Origin of the sequence: Citrobacter sp. CK195, assembly GCF_030333365.1 — a bacterium.
Taxonomy (GTDB): domain Bacteria; phylum Pseudomonadota; class Gammaproteobacteria; order Enterobacterales; family Enterobacteriaceae; genus Citrobacter_B; species Citrobacter_B koseri.
Window position 1 is genome coordinate 66,356 of the sequence record NZ_JAOWGB010000017.1, and the last position, 15,771, is coordinate 82,126.

At 51.6% G+C, this 15,771-nt stretch carries 18 protein-coding genes and 3 tRNA genes; 15 read left to right on the top strand and 6 right to left on the bottom strand.

What is annotated here, in order from left to right:
- Positions 1–183: 183 nt before the first annotated feature.
- A complete protein-coding gene (sdiA, locus tag OGX93_RS01145; RefSeq protein WP_012131930.1) occupies positions 184–906 on the top strand; it encodes a quorum-sensing transcriptional regulator SdiA in 723 nt (240 codons plus the stop codon).
- A gap of 66 nt (positions 907–972) precedes the next feature.
- Here the strand turns inward: sdiA and OGX93_RS01150 are convergent, their stop codons facing one another.
- On the bottom strand, positions 973–1,197 hold the full coding sequence (locus tag OGX93_RS01150) for a DUF2594 family protein (protein WP_012131931.1): 225 nt from the start codon (positions 1,195–1,197) through the stop codon (positions 973–975).
- A gap of 19 nt (positions 1,198–1,216) precedes the next feature.
- Positions 1,217–1,264, bottom strand: coding sequence for a hypothetical protein (locus OGX93_RS22320; RefSeq protein WP_418222342.1), 48 nt, complete (start codon positions 1,262–1,264; stop codon positions 1,217–1,219).
- A gap of 396 nt (positions 1,265–1,660) precedes the next feature.
- On the opposite strand from OGX93_RS22320, the gene uvrY reads away from it, so the two are divergent.
- The 7 genes from uvrY (at position 1,661) to OGX93_RS01190 (ending at position 6,053) form a co-directional block, all read left to right on the top strand.
- On the top strand, positions 1,661–2,314 hold the full coding sequence (gene uvrY / locus OGX93_RS01160; protein ID WP_012131932.1) for a UvrY/SirA/GacA family response regulator transcription factor: 654 nt from the start codon (positions 1,661–1,663) through the stop codon (positions 2,312–2,314).
- Positions 2,314–4,146, top strand: a complete 1,833-nt coding sequence (uvrC, locus tag OGX93_RS01165) for an excinuclease ABC subunit UvrC (RefSeq protein WP_049011661.1) — start codon at positions 2,314–2,316, stop codon at positions 4,144–4,146. Before uvrY ends, uvrC begins: the two co-directional genes overlap by 1 nt.
- Before the next feature lie 56 nt (positions 4,147–4,202).
- Positions 4,203–4,751 carry a CDP-diacylglycerol--glycerol-3-phosphate 3-phosphatidyltransferase gene (gene pgsA, locus OGX93_RS01170; protein ID WP_012131934.1) on the top strand — a complete coding sequence of 183 codons (549 nt, stop codon included), beginning with the start codon at positions 4,203–4,205 and terminating at the stop codon, positions 4,749–4,751.
- Between the two features lie 151 nt (positions 4,752–4,902).
- Positions 4,903–4,978: transfer RNA gene (locus OGX93_RS01175), tRNA-Gly, on the top strand.
- A 52-nt stretch (positions 4,979–5,030) separates the two neighbouring features.
- Positions 5,031–5,104: transfer RNA gene (locus OGX93_RS01180), tRNA-Cys, on the top strand.
- A gap of 12 nt (positions 5,105–5,116) precedes the next feature.
- A tRNA-Leu gene (locus OGX93_RS01185) sits at positions 5,117–5,203 on the top strand.
- A 184-nt stretch (positions 5,204–5,387) separates the two neighbouring features.
- Positions 5,388–6,053 carry a YecA/YgfB family protein gene (locus tag OGX93_RS01190; RefSeq protein ID WP_047463105.1) on the top strand — a complete coding sequence of 222 codons (666 nt, stop codon included), beginning with the start codon at positions 5,388–5,390 and terminating at the stop codon, positions 6,051–6,053.
- Between the two features lie 32 nt (positions 6,054–6,085).
- Here OGX93_RS01190 and tyrP read toward each other — a convergent pair whose 3' ends face one another.
- Complete coding sequence (tyrP, locus tag OGX93_RS01195) at positions 6,086–7,297, bottom strand: tyrosine transporter TyrP (RefSeq protein ID WP_024130240.1); 1,212 nt, start codon at positions 7,295–7,297, stop codon at positions 6,086–6,088.
- A 228-nt stretch (positions 7,298–7,525) separates the two neighbouring features.
- On the opposite strand from tyrP, the gene OGX93_RS01200 reads away from it, so the two are divergent.
- Entirely contained in the window at positions 7,526–7,765 is a 240-nt protein-coding gene (locus OGX93_RS01200) for a YecH family metal-binding protein (RefSeq protein ID WP_012131938.1), read from the top strand.
- A gap of 33 nt (positions 7,766–7,798) precedes the next feature.
- On the opposite strand, the gene ftnA is transcribed toward OGX93_RS01200, so the two are convergent.
- Both ftnA and OGX93_RS01210 read right to left on the bottom strand, forming a co-directional pair.
- Complete coding sequence (gene ftnA, locus OGX93_RS01205) at positions 7,799–8,296, bottom strand: non-heme ferritin (RefSeq protein WP_012131939.1); 498 nt, start codon at positions 8,294–8,296, stop codon at positions 7,799–7,801.
- Positions 8,297–8,490: 194 nt separating this feature from the next.
- Positions 8,491–8,826 carry a YecR-like family lipoprotein gene (locus OGX93_RS01210; protein ID WP_012131940.1) on the bottom strand — a complete coding sequence of 112 codons (336 nt, stop codon included), beginning with the start codon at positions 8,824–8,826 and terminating at the stop codon, positions 8,491–8,493.
- A 259-nt stretch (positions 8,827–9,085) separates the two neighbouring features.
- Here OGX93_RS01210 and OGX93_RS01215 point away from each other — a divergent pair, with 259 nt between their 5' ends.
- Complete coding sequence (locus OGX93_RS01215; RefSeq protein WP_214143263.1) at positions 9,086–9,724, top strand: RpiB/LacA/LacB family sugar-phosphate isomerase; 639 nt, start codon at positions 9,086–9,088, stop codon at positions 9,722–9,724.
- Between the two features lie 111 nt (positions 9,725–9,835).
- Entirely contained in the window at positions 9,836–10,087 is a 252-nt protein-coding gene (gene yecJ, locus OGX93_RS01220) for a DUF2766 family protein YecJ (RefSeq protein ID WP_012131942.1), read from the top strand.
- A gap of 62 nt (positions 10,088–10,149) precedes the next feature.
- On the opposite strand, the gene OGX93_RS01225 is transcribed toward yecJ, so the two are convergent.
- Positions 10,150–10,653: a non-heme ferritin-like protein gene (locus tag OGX93_RS01225; protein ID WP_012131943.1), complete on the bottom strand. Its 504-nt coding sequence runs from the start codon at positions 10,651–10,653 to the stop codon at positions 10,150–10,152.
- Between the two features lie 486 nt (positions 10,654–11,139).
- On the opposite strand from OGX93_RS01225, the gene OGX93_RS01230 reads away from it, so the two are divergent.
- From OGX93_RS01230 to araH, 4 genes are all read left to right on the top strand, one after another.
- Positions 11,140–11,697, top strand: a complete 558-nt coding sequence (locus OGX93_RS01230; RefSeq protein ID WP_012131946.1) for a DJ-1/PfpI family protein — start codon at positions 11,140–11,142, stop codon at positions 11,695–11,697.
- Positions 11,698–12,015: 318 nt separating this feature from the next.
- The gene (gene araF, locus OGX93_RS01235) at positions 12,016–13,005 is read left to right on the top strand and encodes an arabinose ABC transporter substrate-binding protein AraF (protein WP_012131947.1); all 990 of its coding nucleotides are present in this window, start codon (positions 12,016–12,018) and stop codon (positions 13,003–13,005) included.
- Positions 13,006–13,119: 114 nt separating this feature from the next.
- Positions 13,120–14,634 carry an arabinose ABC transporter ATP-binding protein AraG gene (gene araG / locus OGX93_RS01240; protein ID WP_024130241.1) on the top strand — a complete coding sequence of 505 codons (1,515 nt, stop codon included), beginning with the start codon at positions 13,120–13,122 and terminating at the stop codon, positions 14,632–14,634.
- A 15-nt stretch (positions 14,635–14,649) separates the two neighbouring features.
- Positions 14,650–15,636, top strand: a complete 987-nt coding sequence (gene araH, locus OGX93_RS01245) for an arabinose ABC transporter permease AraH (RefSeq protein WP_024130242.1) — start codon at positions 14,650–14,652, stop codon at positions 15,634–15,636.
- The last annotated feature ends 135 nt before the right edge of the window (positions 15,637–15,771 follow it).

Consider the following 15,771-nt stretch of genomic DNA (forward strand, 5'->3'; position numbering starts at 1 on the left):
AAATAAATATCAATAATACCCGCCTGATTATAGCCGTAATCCCTTTGTGTTCTCCCGCCGGGTGAAACACACCTCAAGTAATTCGCCATCTGACCGATATTTTCTACATATAAACTTCATTTATGTGTTAGCTTGTTTTAAACATTATAATGATTATCAATCTCAGGGGTGTTACCGTTTAGTATGCAGGAAAATGATTTCTTCACCTGGCGACGGAGTATGCTGGTACGCTTTCAGGAAATGGCGACGGCAGAAGATGTCTACACTGAATTACAACATCAGACACAGCAGCTTGAATATGATTATTATGCGCTGTGTGTTCGCCATCCCGTCCCGTTTACGCGGCCAAAAATCTCCGTTCACACCACGTACCCGCAAGCGTGGGTGGCGCATTATCAGTCTGAAAACTATTTCTCTATTGATCCGGTATTAAAGCCGGAAAATTTCCGCCAGGGGCATCTGGCATGGAATGATGCCTTATTTAGCGAAGCGCAGTCGCTATGGGACGCGGCGCGCGCGCACGGTCTACGCCGGGGGGCGACGCAATGCCTGATGCTGCCGAATCGGGCGCTGGGCTTCCTCTCTGTCTCCCGGGCGAGCGCCCGCCATGCGCCGTTTGCACATGATGAAATTGAACTCCGGTTGCAACTGCTGGTGCGTGAGAGCCTGTCGGCGCTGACGCGGCTGGAGGATGAAATGGTGATGACGCCAGAAATGCGCTTCAGTAAGCGAGAGAAAGAGATCCTGAAGTGGACGGCGGAAGGAAAGACGTCATCAGAGATCGCGATGATTCTGTCCATCTCAGAGAACACCGTTAACTTTCATCAGAAAAACATGCAGAAAAAGTTTAACGCGCCGAATAAAACGCAGATTGCCTGCTATGCGGCCGCGACGGGCCTGATCTGAAAAAACGAATGTTCTGCGTGCCAGACGCAAAACCGGCTGAAAGTTTCACTCTCAGCCGGTTTCCTGTTACTGGCGGTAAGCTTGTTTAATTTGCTTAACAGTGCTGGAAAATACCGCGGCCTGCGTTTCATCTTCAATCTGCGCGATCTGTTTTTCCATCTTAAGAATCACGCGCCCTGCGTCGGCTTGCCCCATTGCCTGTAGCATCAGGGTCAACATGGCTTTCAGGCAGGTGACTTCATTGGCCAGTTCTTGATTATTCTCGGCAGTGGAAAAATCAGGCGTACTCATTTATTTTCCTCGTTATGTTTCAGTGAAAAAGTGCGATGGCAAATGTTAAGGCGGCGGAGTATACCATAAGCTGCGCCAAAAATAGCAGTGGTTGTTTTTTGATCGCAAATCAAACCAGCGCCATTAAAATAAACAACGCCTTGCGAGGCATATATTTTCCTCATTTTTTTGTTTACCTCGCGTATTTCGCGCGTTAATTATTGTTACAAACTTGCTTGCCTATTTAGCATTTCGACGGAAGTGAGTGAATTTTTTGTCACTATTCTGAAACTATTATGCAGAAATAGAGGGTAAAAAAAGGCCGTTAGCTGTGGGAGTTTCCACGAAGCGTACAATCTAATTTCCAAAAACGAGAGCAAAATCGAATGCCCCACGTTTTTTACGTTTCAAAGTTGAGATAAAACCCGCTAATATAGGGTCGATTAACTATCAGTAGCGTTATCCCTATTCTGGAGATATTCCTTTGATCAACGTTCTTCTTGTTGATGACCACGAACTGGTGCGCGCAGGGATACGACGCATTCTGGAAGATATAAAGGGCATAAAGGTTGTCGGTGAAGCCTGTTGTGGCGAGGACGCCGTAAAGTGGTGCCGCGCGAACGCCGTCGACGTTGTGCTGATGGACATGAACATGCCCGGAATCGGCGGTCTTGAGGCGACGCGCAAAATTGCCCGCTCAAGCGCTGATATTAAAGTGATCATGCTGACGATCCATACGGAAAACCCGCTACCGGCGAAAGTCATGCAGGCCGGAGCCGCAGGGTATCTGAGTAAAGGCGCTGCGCCTCAGGAAGTGGTCAGCGCGATTCGTTCGGTTTTTTCCGGGCAGCGTTATATTGCTTCAGATATCGCTCAACAGATGGCGCTGAGCCAGATTGAGCCTGAGAAAACAGAAACGCCTTTTGCCAGTTTGTCTGAACGCGAGTTGCAGATTATGCTGATGATCACCAGGGGCCAGAAGGTTAATGAGATCTCAGAACAACTGAATCTCAGTCCTAAAACGGTGAACAGCTATCGCTACAGAATGTTCAGTAAACTAAACATTCATGGTGATGTTGAGTTGACTCACCTGGCAATTCGCCACGGCCTGTGTAATGCGGAGACGTTAACAAGCTAGTGAGTGTTCTGTTTGATGCGAAAGCATTTTTAAAAACCGTGACCAGCCAACCCGGCGTTTATCGTATGTATGATGCCGGTGGTACGGTTATTTATGTCGGTAAAGCGAAAGACCTGAAAAAACGGCTTTCCAGCTATTTCCGCAGCAACCTTGCTTCGCGAAAAACCGAAGCATTGGTTGCGCAAATTCAGCAAATTGATGTCACGGTGACGCATACCGAGACCGAAGCGCTATTGCTCGAACACAACTACATCAAATTGTATCAACCGCGCTATAACGTGTTATTGCGCGATGATAAATCCTATCCTTTCATCTTTCTTAGCGGTGACACCCATCCACGCCTGGCAATGCATCGCGGGGCGAAACATGCCAAAGGTGAATACTTTGGCCCGTTCCCGAACGGGTATGCCGTGCGTGAAACCCTGGCCCTGCTGCAAAAAGTCTTTCCCATTCGTCAGTGCGAAAACAGCGTCTACCGCAACCGCTCGCGTCCTTGTCTGCAATATCAGATTGGCCGCTGCCTCGGGCCGTGCGTAGAAGGACTGGTGAGTGAAGATGAGTATGCGCAGCAGGTGGAGTACGTTCGGCTGTTTTTATCCGGGAAAGACGATCAGGTTCTGACCCAATTGATCGCCCGAATGGAAAAAGCCAGCCAGAATCTGGAATTTGAAGAGGCCGCGCGCATACGCGACCAAATTCAGGCTGTGCGCCGCGTTACTGAGAAACAGTTTGTCTCCAATACTGGCGACGATCTGGACGTTATCGGCGTGGCGTTCGATGCGGGTATGGCCTGTGTGCATGTGCTTTTTATCCGCCAGGGCAAGGTGCTGGGCAGCCGTAGCTATTTCCCGAAAGTGCCGAACGGGACGGAACTGGGCGAAGTGGTGGAAACGTTCGTCGGCCAGTTCTATCTGCAAGGCAGCCAGATGCGCACGCTGCCAGGAGAGATCCTGCTGGATTTCAACCTGAGCGATAAAACGCTGCTGGCGGATTCTTTGTCCGAACTGGCCGGGCGGCGCATTAATGTGCAGACCAAACCGCGCGGCGATCGCGCTCGTTACCTGAAGCTGGCGCGAACCAATGCCGCGACGGCGCTGATCAGCAAACTGTCGCAGCAATCGACGATCACACAGCGTCTGACCGCGCTGGCAAGCGTGCTGAAGCTGCCTGCGGTGAAGCGGATGGAGTGTTTTGACATCAGCCACACGATGGGAGAACAGACGGTGGCCTCCTGCGTGGTTTTTGACGCTAACGGGCCGCTGCGTGCGGAGTATCGTCGCTACAACATTACCGGAATTACGCCGGGCGATGATTATGCGGCGATGAATCAGGTTCTGCGCCGACGCTATGGCAAGGCGATTGAAGAAAGTAAGATTCCTGACGTTATTCTGATTGATGGCGGTAAAGGCCAGCTTGGTCAGGCGAAGACCGTTTTTGCTGAACTGGATGTGCCGTGGGATAAAAATCATCCTTTATTGCTGGGCGTTGCTAAAGGCGCCGATCGTAAAGCCGGTCTGGAGACGTTGTTCTTTGAACCCGAAGGGGAGGGCTTTAGCCTGCCGCCGGATTCGCCTGCGCTGCACGTTATTCAGCATATCCGCGATGAATCGCACGATCACGCCATCAGCGGGCACCGCAAAAAACGGGCGAAGGTGAAAAACACCAGCACGCTGGAAACTATCGAAGGCGTCGGGCCAAAACGTCGACAAATGCTGTTGAAATATATGGGCGGTTTGCAAGGACTACGTAACGCGAGTGTTGAGGAAATTGCAAAAGTGCCGGGTATTTCGCAAGGTCTGGCAGAAAAGATCTTCTACTCGTTGAAACATTGAGGTCTCTGTAGCAACATAGGGGTAATTTCTCTGACAACAGATAGTTACCCGTCACTATGCAATTTAATATCCCTACATTGCTCACGCTGTTTCGCGTCATTCTGATCCCATTCTTTGTATTGGTGTTTTATCTGCCATTTACATGGGCTCCCTTCGTTACTGCGCTAATCTTCTGTATCGCCGCCGTGACCGACTGGTTCGACGGTTTCCTGGCGCGTCGCTGGAACCAGAGTACGCGTTTTGGCGCGTTCCTTGACCCGGTGGCGGATAAGGTGCTGGTGGCGATCGCCATGGTGCTGGTGACGGAGCATTATCACAGCTGGTGGGTGACGCTGCCTGCCGCGACCATGATTGCGCGTGAAATTATTATTTCCGCGCTGCGTGAATGGATGGCCGAGCTGGGCAAACGCAGCAGCGTGGCGGTCTCCTGGATCGGCAAAGTGAAAACCACCTCGCAAATGGCGGCGCTGGCGTGGCTGCTGTGGCGTCCAAACATTTGGGTGGAATATGCCGGGATCGCGCTTTTCTTCGTTGCTGCCGTGCTGACGCTGTGGTCTATGTTCCAGTATTTGAGCGCTGCACGCGGGGATTTGCTTGATCAGTGATCGTTTCGCCGCAAATTTCAGCAAACGATCGTGGGTGGCGAAAAATATCGTTGACTCGTTGCGTCAGGTAAGTAGAATGCAACGCATCGAACGGCGGCGCAGGTTGCCAGACGATAACAAAATCAAGTGATTAACAAAGTTACTTGATGATGCGGGAATAGCTCAGTTGGTAGAGCACGACCTTGCCAAGGTCGGGGTCGCGAGTTCGAGTCTCGTTTCCCGCTCCAGTTTAAAGACATCGGCAATAGCGGGTGTCCGGCTGAAAAGCCTGAAGAATATGGCGCGTTAGCAAAGCGGTTATGTAGCGGATTGCAAATCCGTCTAGTCCGGTTCGACTCCGGAACGCGCCTCCACTTTCTTCCCGAGCCCGGATGGTGGAATCGGTAGACACAAGGGATTTAAAATCCCTCGGCGTTCGCGCTGTGTGGGTTCAAGTCCCACTCCGGGTACCATGGGAAAGACAAGAATAATCAAAGCAATAAGCAGTGTCGTAAAACCACCTCCGGGTGGTTTTTTTGTGTCTGTTATCTGTTCGCTGATGATCTTGTCTGCCATTCCTTCCCCAATAAGTATCCCTTACTTCGCCAGCCATGTAAGATAATTGCGGGCGAGAGTATTTCACTGAGGAAAAGCGTTATGAAAACAGGACCGTTAAACGAAAGCGAGCTGGAATGGCTGGACGATGTACTGACAAAGTACAATACCGATCACGCGATTCTGGATGTGTCAGAGTTGGATGGTTTACTGACGGCTGTACTCAGTTCGCCGTATGAGATTGAACCAGAGCAATGGCTGGTCGCGGTATGGGGTGGGGCGCAGTATGTTCCGCGCTGGTCCTCTGAAAAGGAGATGACGCGTTTTATGGAACTGGCGTTTCAGCATATGGCGGATACGGCAGACAGGCTTAATGAGTTCCCGGAACAGTTTGAACCGCTGTTCGGTCTGCGTGAAGTCGAAGGTCATGAGCTGACCATCGTGGAAGAGTGGTGCTTTGGCTATATGCGCGGGGTCGCGCTCTCTGACTGGTCCACCTTACCGGATACGCTACAACCCGCGCTGAAAGCCATTGCGCTGCACGGTACGGAAGAGAACTTCGCCGTGGTTGAAAAAATGTCACCAGAGGCGTTTGAGGAGAGCGTTAACGCGATTCGTCTGGCTGCCCTGGATTTACACGCGTACTGGATGGCGCACCCGCAGGAAGCGCCGGTGCAGGTGCCGGTAAGAGCGGAAGTAAAGGTAGGGCGCAACGATCCTTGCCCCTGCGGCAGCGGTAAAAAATATAAACAGTGCTGTCTGCACTAAACACAAAAAAGGGGCTTAGCGCCCCTTTTGTTTTATCCCACTTCAGGCAGTAGCCCGGCGGCGATACAGAACTGTACGCCGATCACCACTATCCCACAGGTAAAGACGAGGGCTAATGCCGGAACGCCGCCCGCTACGCGATACGTTGCCTGCGGATTATGCTTCCTGCTTTGCCACGCGAGCAGGGAAGGGATCAGCAACGCCAGTACCGCCAGCGCGACGCCAGCATATCCCAGCGCCATCACAAAGCCGCGCGGGTAAAAGAGTGCGAACGCCAGTGGCGGCAGGAAGGTAATCGCGCCGGTTTGCAGACGCCCGGCAACGGTGTTACGTCGCTGGAACAGGTCTGCCAGATAATCAAACAATCCCAGCGCCACACCCAAAAACGATGTCGCCAGCGCCAGGTCGGCAAACAGATGCACCGCCAGTTCAACGTGCGGCGAGGCAACCACCTCACGCAAGGCCTGCAACAGGCCATTTAACCCGGCATGATCGGCCAGCAAGCCCATAAAGGTAGAGGAGTTGATACTGCCGAGCGTGGCAAGCTGCCAGAAAATGTATGCCACCAGCGGGATTGCGCTACCGGTGATAAACACCCATCGCAGTTTGCGAATATTACCGTTCATATAGCTGACGATGCTGGGTACGCTGCCGTGAAAACCGAACGACGTAAAAATGACCGGAATTGCTGATAACGCCAGACCCTGTTGCAGCGGCAGCGTAAGCAGATTCACTTTATGAATATGCGGCATCAGCAGCGCCAGCATGGCGATCAGGAAGATAATTTTGGCGCTGAAGAGAAAGCGGTTGAACAGATCGACCAGCGAGGTTCCGACGCACACGACGCCGCCGGCAACCACGGTGAACAGCAAAACGCCCATCGCCGGAGACATATCGGCGCCCGTCCAGTCGCTGATGCTTGAGGCCAGCAGTTCGCCGGCCCCGCTGATATAGGCCGCTGTGAGCGCATACATCAGAAACATCATGCTAAAGCCGGTGATCCATTGCCCATAACGTCCGAGGTAGCGTTTTGCCAACGTTCCTAACCCGGTATCTGCCGGAACGTGCTGATATACTTCCAGGAGCAACAGCGCGGTGTAGCACATCAATGCCCATAACCCAATCAATAACGCCAGTGTGACGCTGAAACCAACGCCAGCGGCGGCCAACGGCATCGCCAGCATACCGGCGCCGATAGTGGTGCCCGCCACGATAAAAACACTACCCAGAGTTCTATTTTTCACGCTTTCCTCTGTCCCAGAGATAATCAACGGTTATATCTGCGGCGCAGGGTAAGGCATAACATTATTTTCGTCAAATTACCGTTACAACATGTGTATACTATTGTTTACGAAAATTGGCATGAAGGCGTGCGCCACCACGATTGCATCGGCTGTGCATGTAAACCTGCGTTAGCGCAAAGCGCTATTCACCGGCTCCCGGTAGGCTACAGGCTTTATTGAGGAGGATGTATGGATTCTATTCACGGCCACGAAGTGCTGAATATGATGATTGAGTCAGGCGAGCAGTATTCGAATGCCAGCCTGGAAGCGGCGATTACGGCGCGTTTTGGTGAACAGGCGCGTTTTCATACCTGTTCGGCTGCTGATATGACGGCGGCGGAGCTGGTGGCGTTTCTGGCGGCGAAGGGGAAGTTTATTGCGAAGGATGACGGCTTCTCTACGCACGAAAGCAAGATCTGCCGTCATTGAGCGTAAACGGTGAGGGAGCCTCACCGTTTAATTTTAGTTTTGGGTATCAAGCGTAGACAGTTCTTTATCGATGAAGTACAGACCTTCACCGCTTTTCCCTGCCAGCGTTAATTTATCAATAATAGATTTAAATAACTTCTCTTCTTCATGCTGTTCAGCGACATACCATTGCAGGAAGTTGAATGTCGGATAATCCTGGTTGGTCATCGCGGCATGCGCCAGTTCATTAATTTTCTGCGTAATTAATTGTTCGTGTTCGTAGGTGGCGCGGAACAGTTCATCCAGTGAAGCATATTCGGCAGCAGGCGAAGAGATCGTATTGATGCACGGTAAGCTACCGGTATCGGTCAGATAATCGAACAGGCGCTGCATATGCGTCATCTCTTCCTGCGCGTGACGACGCAGGAACGCTGCCGCCCCTTCAAAGCTATGGTAGCTGCACCATGCGCTCATCTGTTGGTAGAGCAGAGAAGAATATAATTCAAGGTTCATTTGCTCATTCAGTTTGTCGATCATTTCTGTTTTCAGCATGGTTCCGCTCCACAAAGAATCATTATACGTTGATGTGGCGTCACTATAATTTGTTATTTAATTATTTGCAAAAGGTAAAATAATAAATTTAATTATTAAAAATGCGAATGGGAATAAAACGCATTAACGCTATTAAATATAAAAATATGCAATGAGAATAATTAAAGCCAGCAGCGTCATGCTGGCTAAAGATATTAATACCCGCCAACGGATATTGGCTGGATGGCTACGCCCTGACACTGATAAGACAGCGTGATTCTGGTGTTCATGCACAGCGAACCGGCATAAACGCTACAGGTTGACACTGGCTGACCGAATGCGATGGCGTTGGCGTATCCCATCTGCTGACATTCGCGTGTCGCCGTACCGTGCGCAACATAGTCATCCGCGCGCGCCGTTTGCATCATCGCCTGGTTATAACTGAGGCGGACAATCCCGCTTGTCGGGTTGGTTTCACTGACCTGCGCTTGCTTGGTGAGGGTACATCCCGTCAGGGCTATGAGTGAGAGGCCAAGGATAAAGGTTTTCATAATATCGCTCTGAGAATCCGGTGACAGCACATCCTATCTTGAACAGTAGACATTCAATGGCCTGAATAGCTTAAGAATTGCCCATGATTAATCCCAACGACACCGGCTCTTTGTGCGATACGGGAAAAGTGTGAGCACATCTTAATTTTTTAAAACCATTTTTCACTAAATTTGAAAGTATGTTTGCGAGATAGTAATGTGACGTATACGTCAACGACTCACGGCGGGATTTCCCGCGACGCATTCAGGAGAAGACAGAATGAAAATTGCACTGATGATGGAAAACAGCCAGGCAGCTAAAAATGCCATCATTCATCGCGAGCTTAAAGCGGTAGCGGATGAAAAGGGATTCCCTGTTTTCAACGTCGGGATGAGCGATGAAAACGACCATCATCTGACTTATATCCACCTTGGTATTATGGCCAGCATTCTGCTTAACGCCAAAGCGGTGGATTTTGTTGTGACGGGTTGCGGCACCGGGCAGGGCGCGCTGATGTCGCTGAATATTCATCCGGGCGTGGTGTGCGGCTACTGCATCGACCCGGCGGATGCGTTCCTGTTTGCACAGATTAACAACGGTAATGCGCTTTCTCTGCCATTCGCAAAAGGCTTTGGCTGGGGTGCGGAGTTGAATGTGCGTTTCATCTTTGAAAAAGCATTCACCGGCCGTAACGGGGAAGGGTATCCACCAGAACGTAAAGAACCGCAGGTACGTAACGCGGGCATTCTGAACCAGGTGAAAGCGGCGGTGGTGAAAGAAAACTATCTGGATACGCTGCGCGCCATCGATCCTGAACTGGTGAAAACGGCGGTCTCCGGCCCACGTTTCCAGCAGTGTTTCTTTGACAATTGCCAGGATAAAGAGATCGAAGCGTTCGTTCGCGACATTCTCGGTTAATGTGTCATGCCAGCCGGATAACGCGGCGTTTATCCGGCTTACCGCGTTTGCTTTGCTACCGTTTCTTCTCCTGAATGGGTACTATGGCGGCCTTTCTATAAGGAGCTTACTATGTCCCAACCACTGAACGCCGATCAGGAACTGGTCTCTGACGTTGTTGCCTGCCAGTTAGTTATCAAACAGATTCTGGATGTTATTGACGTTATTGCCCCGGTTGAAGTTCGGGAGAAGATGTCCAGCCAGTTGAAAAACATCGATTTTACCAGCCACCCTGCCGCTGCGGACCCGGTTACTATGCGGGCCATTCAAAAGGCGATTGCGTTGATTGAGCTGAAATTCACGCCGCAGGACGAAGCGCACTAAAGTAAAGCGACTGCGTAACAGCCTCCCGGTACGGGAGGCGTAACGTCGTGGCAATATGGCGGTTAGTGGTGTTGATAGTTGACGACGTTGAGTAAGTGTTTGTCCGTTTGCACCATACACAATCCCGCGCGTTTTGCGCTGCGAACTTCATCGAGAATCGTCTGTAACAGAACGCCATCCTGCTGCTGATCTTTTTCCAGGTCGTGGAGAAAGTTGAGCGTTGGCGCGTCATTCATTGCTTTGGCTTCGTCGGTTAAGCGTGAGAGCGTACTGGCGCGTTGCTGATACTCATCCAGCGTTTTTTGAAATAACTCTTCAAGGCAGGTTAACTCTTCGCCGGGAACATCAATGGCTCTCACGATGGGGTTGGCGCCTGCGTTCTTCATAAAATTGAACATGCGCATCATCTGGGTCACGTTTCCCTGCGCCTGGGTACGAAGAAAGGTCGCCGTGCCGGTCAGACTGTGGTCAAAACACCAGTCGCTCAGGTGGAGGTAGAGGTTAGATGCGTAAAACTCAAGGTTCATTTGGGTGTTGAGCTTATGAACCATTCCAGCTGTCGCCATATCAATATCCTTATTTCCAGAAAGGGTGATGCGCGTTACTCATGTATGCGCAATGAATACTGTTAGCAGAATAAATCCGTTCTGCCGGTCCTTTATGTGATCAAAAAGCTGATTCCGTTGCCGATCGAAAATAAGCATAGCGCCAGTACGGCTATAAGAAAATCCTTAAATCCCAATGTTTATATTTTTTTACAGTTTGCTGAAGGTATATCGCTGACGGCGAATGTAGGAATATAACGGATATTGATATACATGATTGATTTTACGTGACTTTAAGTTGATATTTATTTTTGAAATGATGTTTCATATCACAAAAGAAAATACACTGGCGTGTTAGGATCGAATAATTAGCGGGCGAAACAGTTCTGGCCGAAATTATCGACAACGTTTTTTGCGCCAGATCATTTTTGCCCATTTTTTAAATATAACCGAATGAACAATTCGTCATTTCGGTGTGATTAACACGAGTAAAGCGAGGAGCCGTAAATGAAAAAGGTCGCTGTCCTGCTGGCGCCAGGATTCGAAGAAGCAGAAGCCGTGGTCACTATTGATATTCTGCGTCGCCTGAATATTGATGTTGAAACGCTGGCCTGCGCGGAATCTCGCGCGGTAGTGAGTTATCACGACATTCCAATGGTTGCGGACAACACCCTCGCCGGGCGTCTGGACACGTTGTATGACGCCATCGTTTTGCCCGGCGGCCCGCAGGGGAGCGCTAATCTGGCCGCCAGCGCGCAGGTGATCGACTTCGTTTCCCGCCATGACGCTGCGGGTAAATTGATCTGTCCGGTCTGCTCCGCCGCAGCGCGGGTGCTGGGGGGCAATGGTCTGCTGAAAGGGCGCCGTTACGTTTGCTCTGGCGACCTATGGGAAAATGTGACTGACGGTGAATATGTTGATGCGCCGGTCGTGGAAGATGGCAATCTCTTGAGCGGCAAAGGGTTAGGGCATATTTTTGATTTTGCGCTGATGCTGGCTGCTCGTCTGTCAGGGGATGACGCTTCTGTTCGCGATCATGCCGATCATATTTACTATGCCTGGTAAAGCATATTTCCCCGGATGCGCCTGCATTCGGGGACAAGGATTTGCTGGCTGATGTTATGGACTAATCTGCTACCCCTTTTTTATTTGTCTGACAAAACCTTCTTTTTTTATGTCATTTTCCGCTGAATTTATGTACGCAATTACTGTAATTCTGCGGTGTGATGCCGCTCTCCTATGGAGAATCAATTTCCCGCTACAACTAACACCAGCACGGGTATCAATCCTTGGCTTTTAAGGTAATACCTTGTTTTACGGCTAAATTACAAAAAATCGTTCGATTTTACCCTACATAAAAGAACGCTAAAGCTGGAGTTAACCATGCACAAATTTACTAAAGCGCTGGCAGCCATCGGTCTGGCTGCCGTTATGTCACAATCCGCTATCGCGGAAACCATGAAGCTCGGTTTTCTGGTGAAACAACCGGAGGAACCCTGGTTCCAGACAGAATGGAAATTTGCCGATAAAGCCGGGAAAGATCTGGGTTTTGAGGTCATTAAAATTGCGGTGCCGGACGGTGAGAAAACCCTGAACGCCATCGACAGCCTGGCGGCGAGTGGGGCAAAAGGCTTCGTTATTTGTACCCCGGACCCGAAACTGGGTTCAGCAATCGTTGCAAAAGCGCGTGGGTATGACATGAAGGTAATCGCCGTGGACGATCAGTTCGTCAACGCGAAAGGTAAGCCAATGGACACCGTACCGCTGGTGATGATGGCGGCCACGAAAATTGGCGAGCGCCAGGGGCAGGAGCTGTATAAGGAGATGCAAAACCGCGGCTGGGATGTGAAGGAAACGGCGGTGATGGCGATTACCGCTAATGAACTGGATACCGCGCGTCGCCGCACATCCGGCTCGATGGAAGCGCTGAAAGCTGCGGGCTTCCCGGAAAAACAGATCTATCAGGTTCCAACGAAATCCAATGATATTCCCGGCGCATTCGATGCCGCTAACTCTATGCTGGTTCAACACCCTGAAGTGAAACACTGGCTGATTGTCGGCATGAATGACAACACCGTGCTGGGCGGCGTGCGCGCCACCGAAGGTCAGGGCTTTAAGGCGGCGGACGTTATCGGCATCGGCATTAACGGTGTGGATGCGATCAGCGAACTGTCAAAAGCGCAGGCGACAGGATTCTACGGCTCGTTGCTGCCCAGCCCGGACGTACACGGCTATAAATCCAGTGAAATGCTCTACAACTGGGTAACCAAGGATGCGGAACCGCCAAAATTCACTGAAGTGACCGACGTGGTGCTGATCACCCGTGACAACTTCAAAGAAGAACTGGCGAAAAAAGGTTTAGGCGGCAAGTAACACAAATGCCGGATGGCGACGCGAAAACGGCTTATCCGGCCTGCGAATTGCGTATTCAGTAGGCCGGATAAGGCAACGCCGTCATCCGGCAAAATCCTGACTCACGGAGACGTTATGCAACAGCCCACCCCATATCTCTCATTTCGCGGCATCGGGAAAACGTTCCCTGGCGTTAAGGCGCTGACGGATATCAGTTTTGACTGTTATGCCGGTCAGGTGCATGCGCTGATGGGCGAAAATGGCGCCGGGAAGTCCACACTCTTAAAAATTCTCAGCGGCAACTATGCGCCAACCACGGGATCGCTGGCGATCCGTGGGCAAGAGATGACCTTTGCCGACACCACGGCTGCACTGAATGCCGGTGTCGCCATTATTTACCAGGAACTGCACCTCGTGCCGGAAATGACCGTTGCGGAGAATATCTATCTCGGCCAGCTCCCGCATAAGGGGGGGATTGTTAACCGGACGCTGCTCAACTACGAAGCCGGTCTTCAGTTACAACATCTGGGGATGGATATCTCCCCGGATACCCCGCTGAAATACCTCTCGATTGGCCAGTGGCAAATGGTGGAGATTGCGAAAGCGTTAGCGCGTAACGCCAAAATTATCGCTTTCGATGAACCGACCAGCTCGCTCTCCGCCAGGGAGATCGAGAACCTGTTCCGGGTAATTCGCGAACTGCGCAAAGAAGGGCGCGTCATTCTGTATGTGTCGCACCGTATGGAAGAGATCTTTGCACTGAGCGATGCCATTACCGTGTTTAAAGATGGCCGCTACGTTAAAACATTTACCGATATGCAGCAGGTTAACCATGACGCGCTGGTTCAGGCGATGGTTGGGCGCGATCTCGGCGATATCTACGGCTGGCAGCCTCGCGCCTGTGGCGCAGAGCGGCTGCGGCTGCAAGAGGTGAAAGCGCCGGGCGTTCGCGCGCCTGTCAGCTTATCCGTACGCAGCGGCGAAATTGTCGGCCTGTTTGGTCTGGTTGGCGCCGGGCGCAGTGAATTAATGAAAGGGCTGTTCGGCGGAACGCGTATCACCGGAGGGCAGGTGTTCATTGATGAGCAGCCCATTGATATCCGCAAACCGGCGCACGCGATTGCGGCAGGCATGATGCTGTGCCCGGAAGATCGCAAAGCGGAGGGGATCATTCCTGTGCATTCGGTTCGCGACAATATCAACATCAGCGCCCGACGTAAGCATGTGCTGGGCGGGTGCCTGATCAATAACGGTTGGGAAGAGAGCAATGCCGAACACCATATTCGCTCCCTCAATATAAAAACGCCAGGTGCTGAGCAACTCATTATGAATCTCTCCGGGGGGAATCAACAGAAGGCGATTCTGGGACGCTGGTTATCGGAAGAGATGAAGGTCATTTTGCTTGATGAGCCGACGCGCGGTATCGATGTCGGCGCAAAACACGAGATCTACAACGTTATTTACGCGCTGGCGGCGCGCGGTGTGGCCGTGCTGTTTGCCTCCAGCGATCTGCCGGAAGTTCTTGGTGTTGCCGACCGTATTGTGGTGATGCGTGAAGGTGAGATCGCCGGTGAATTACTTCACGAACAGGCGGATGAACGGCAGGCCCTGAGCCTTGCTATGCCTAAAGTCAGCCAGGCTGTCGCCTGAGTAAAGGAGAGTAAGATGTCTTCTGTAACTACATCCGGTTCTGGCGCACCTAAGTCGCCGTTTAGCTTCGGGCGTATCTGGGATCAATACGGCATGCTGGTGGTGTTCGCCGTCCTGTTCCTGGCGTGTGCGATCTTTGTGCCTAACTTTGCCACATTCATCAACATGAAGGGGCTCGGGCTGGCGATTTCGATGTCGGGTATGGTGGCGTGCGGGATGCTGTTTTGTCTGGCGTCCGGCGATTTTGACCTCTCCGTCGCCTCGGTAATTGCCTGTGCCGGCGTCACCACCGCCGTGGTCATCAATATGACCGAAAGCCTGTGGATTGGCGTGGCGGCCGGGCTGCTGCTGGGCATACTCTGTGGACTGGTGAACGGTTTTGTTATCGCGCGTTTAAAGATCAACGCCCTGATTACCACGCTCGCCACGATGCAGATTGTTCGTGGTCTGGCCTATATCATCTCTGACGGTAAAGCGGTAGGGATTGAAGATGAGCGCTTCTTCACCCTCGGGTACGCCAACTGGTTTGGGCTACCTGCGCCGATCTGGTTAACGGTAGGGTGCCTGGTTATCTTTGGTTTATTGCTGAATAAAACCACGTTTGGCCGCAATACGCTGGCGATTGGCGGGAATGAAGAAGCGGCGCGTCTGGCCGGGGTGCCGGTAGTACGCACGAAGATCATTATCTTCGTTCTCTCCGGGCTGGTGTCGGCGGCGGCGGGGATTATCCTGGCATCGCGCATGACCAGCGGCCAGCCAATGACCTCCATTGGTTATGAACTGATTGTGATTTCAGCCTGCGTATTAGGCGGTGTCTCCCTCAAGGGCGGCATCGGAAAAATCTCATATGTGGTCGCGGGGGTGTTGATCCTGGGGACGGTGGAAAACGCCATGAACCTGCTGAACATTTCCCCCTTTGCACAGTACGTCGTGCGCGGCTTAATCCTGCTGGCAGCGGTAATCTTCGACCGTTACAAACAAAAGGCGAAGCGCACCGTTTAATGAAATAAACCGTAACTATTCAGTTTAGCTCCTCCCGATAGCCAGCCGCTACCCCGGCTGGCTATTGTCTTTCTAAATGGCGAGCAGCGTCACACTGTCTATACTTACATGGCTAATGGGGCCGATCCGCGCGCC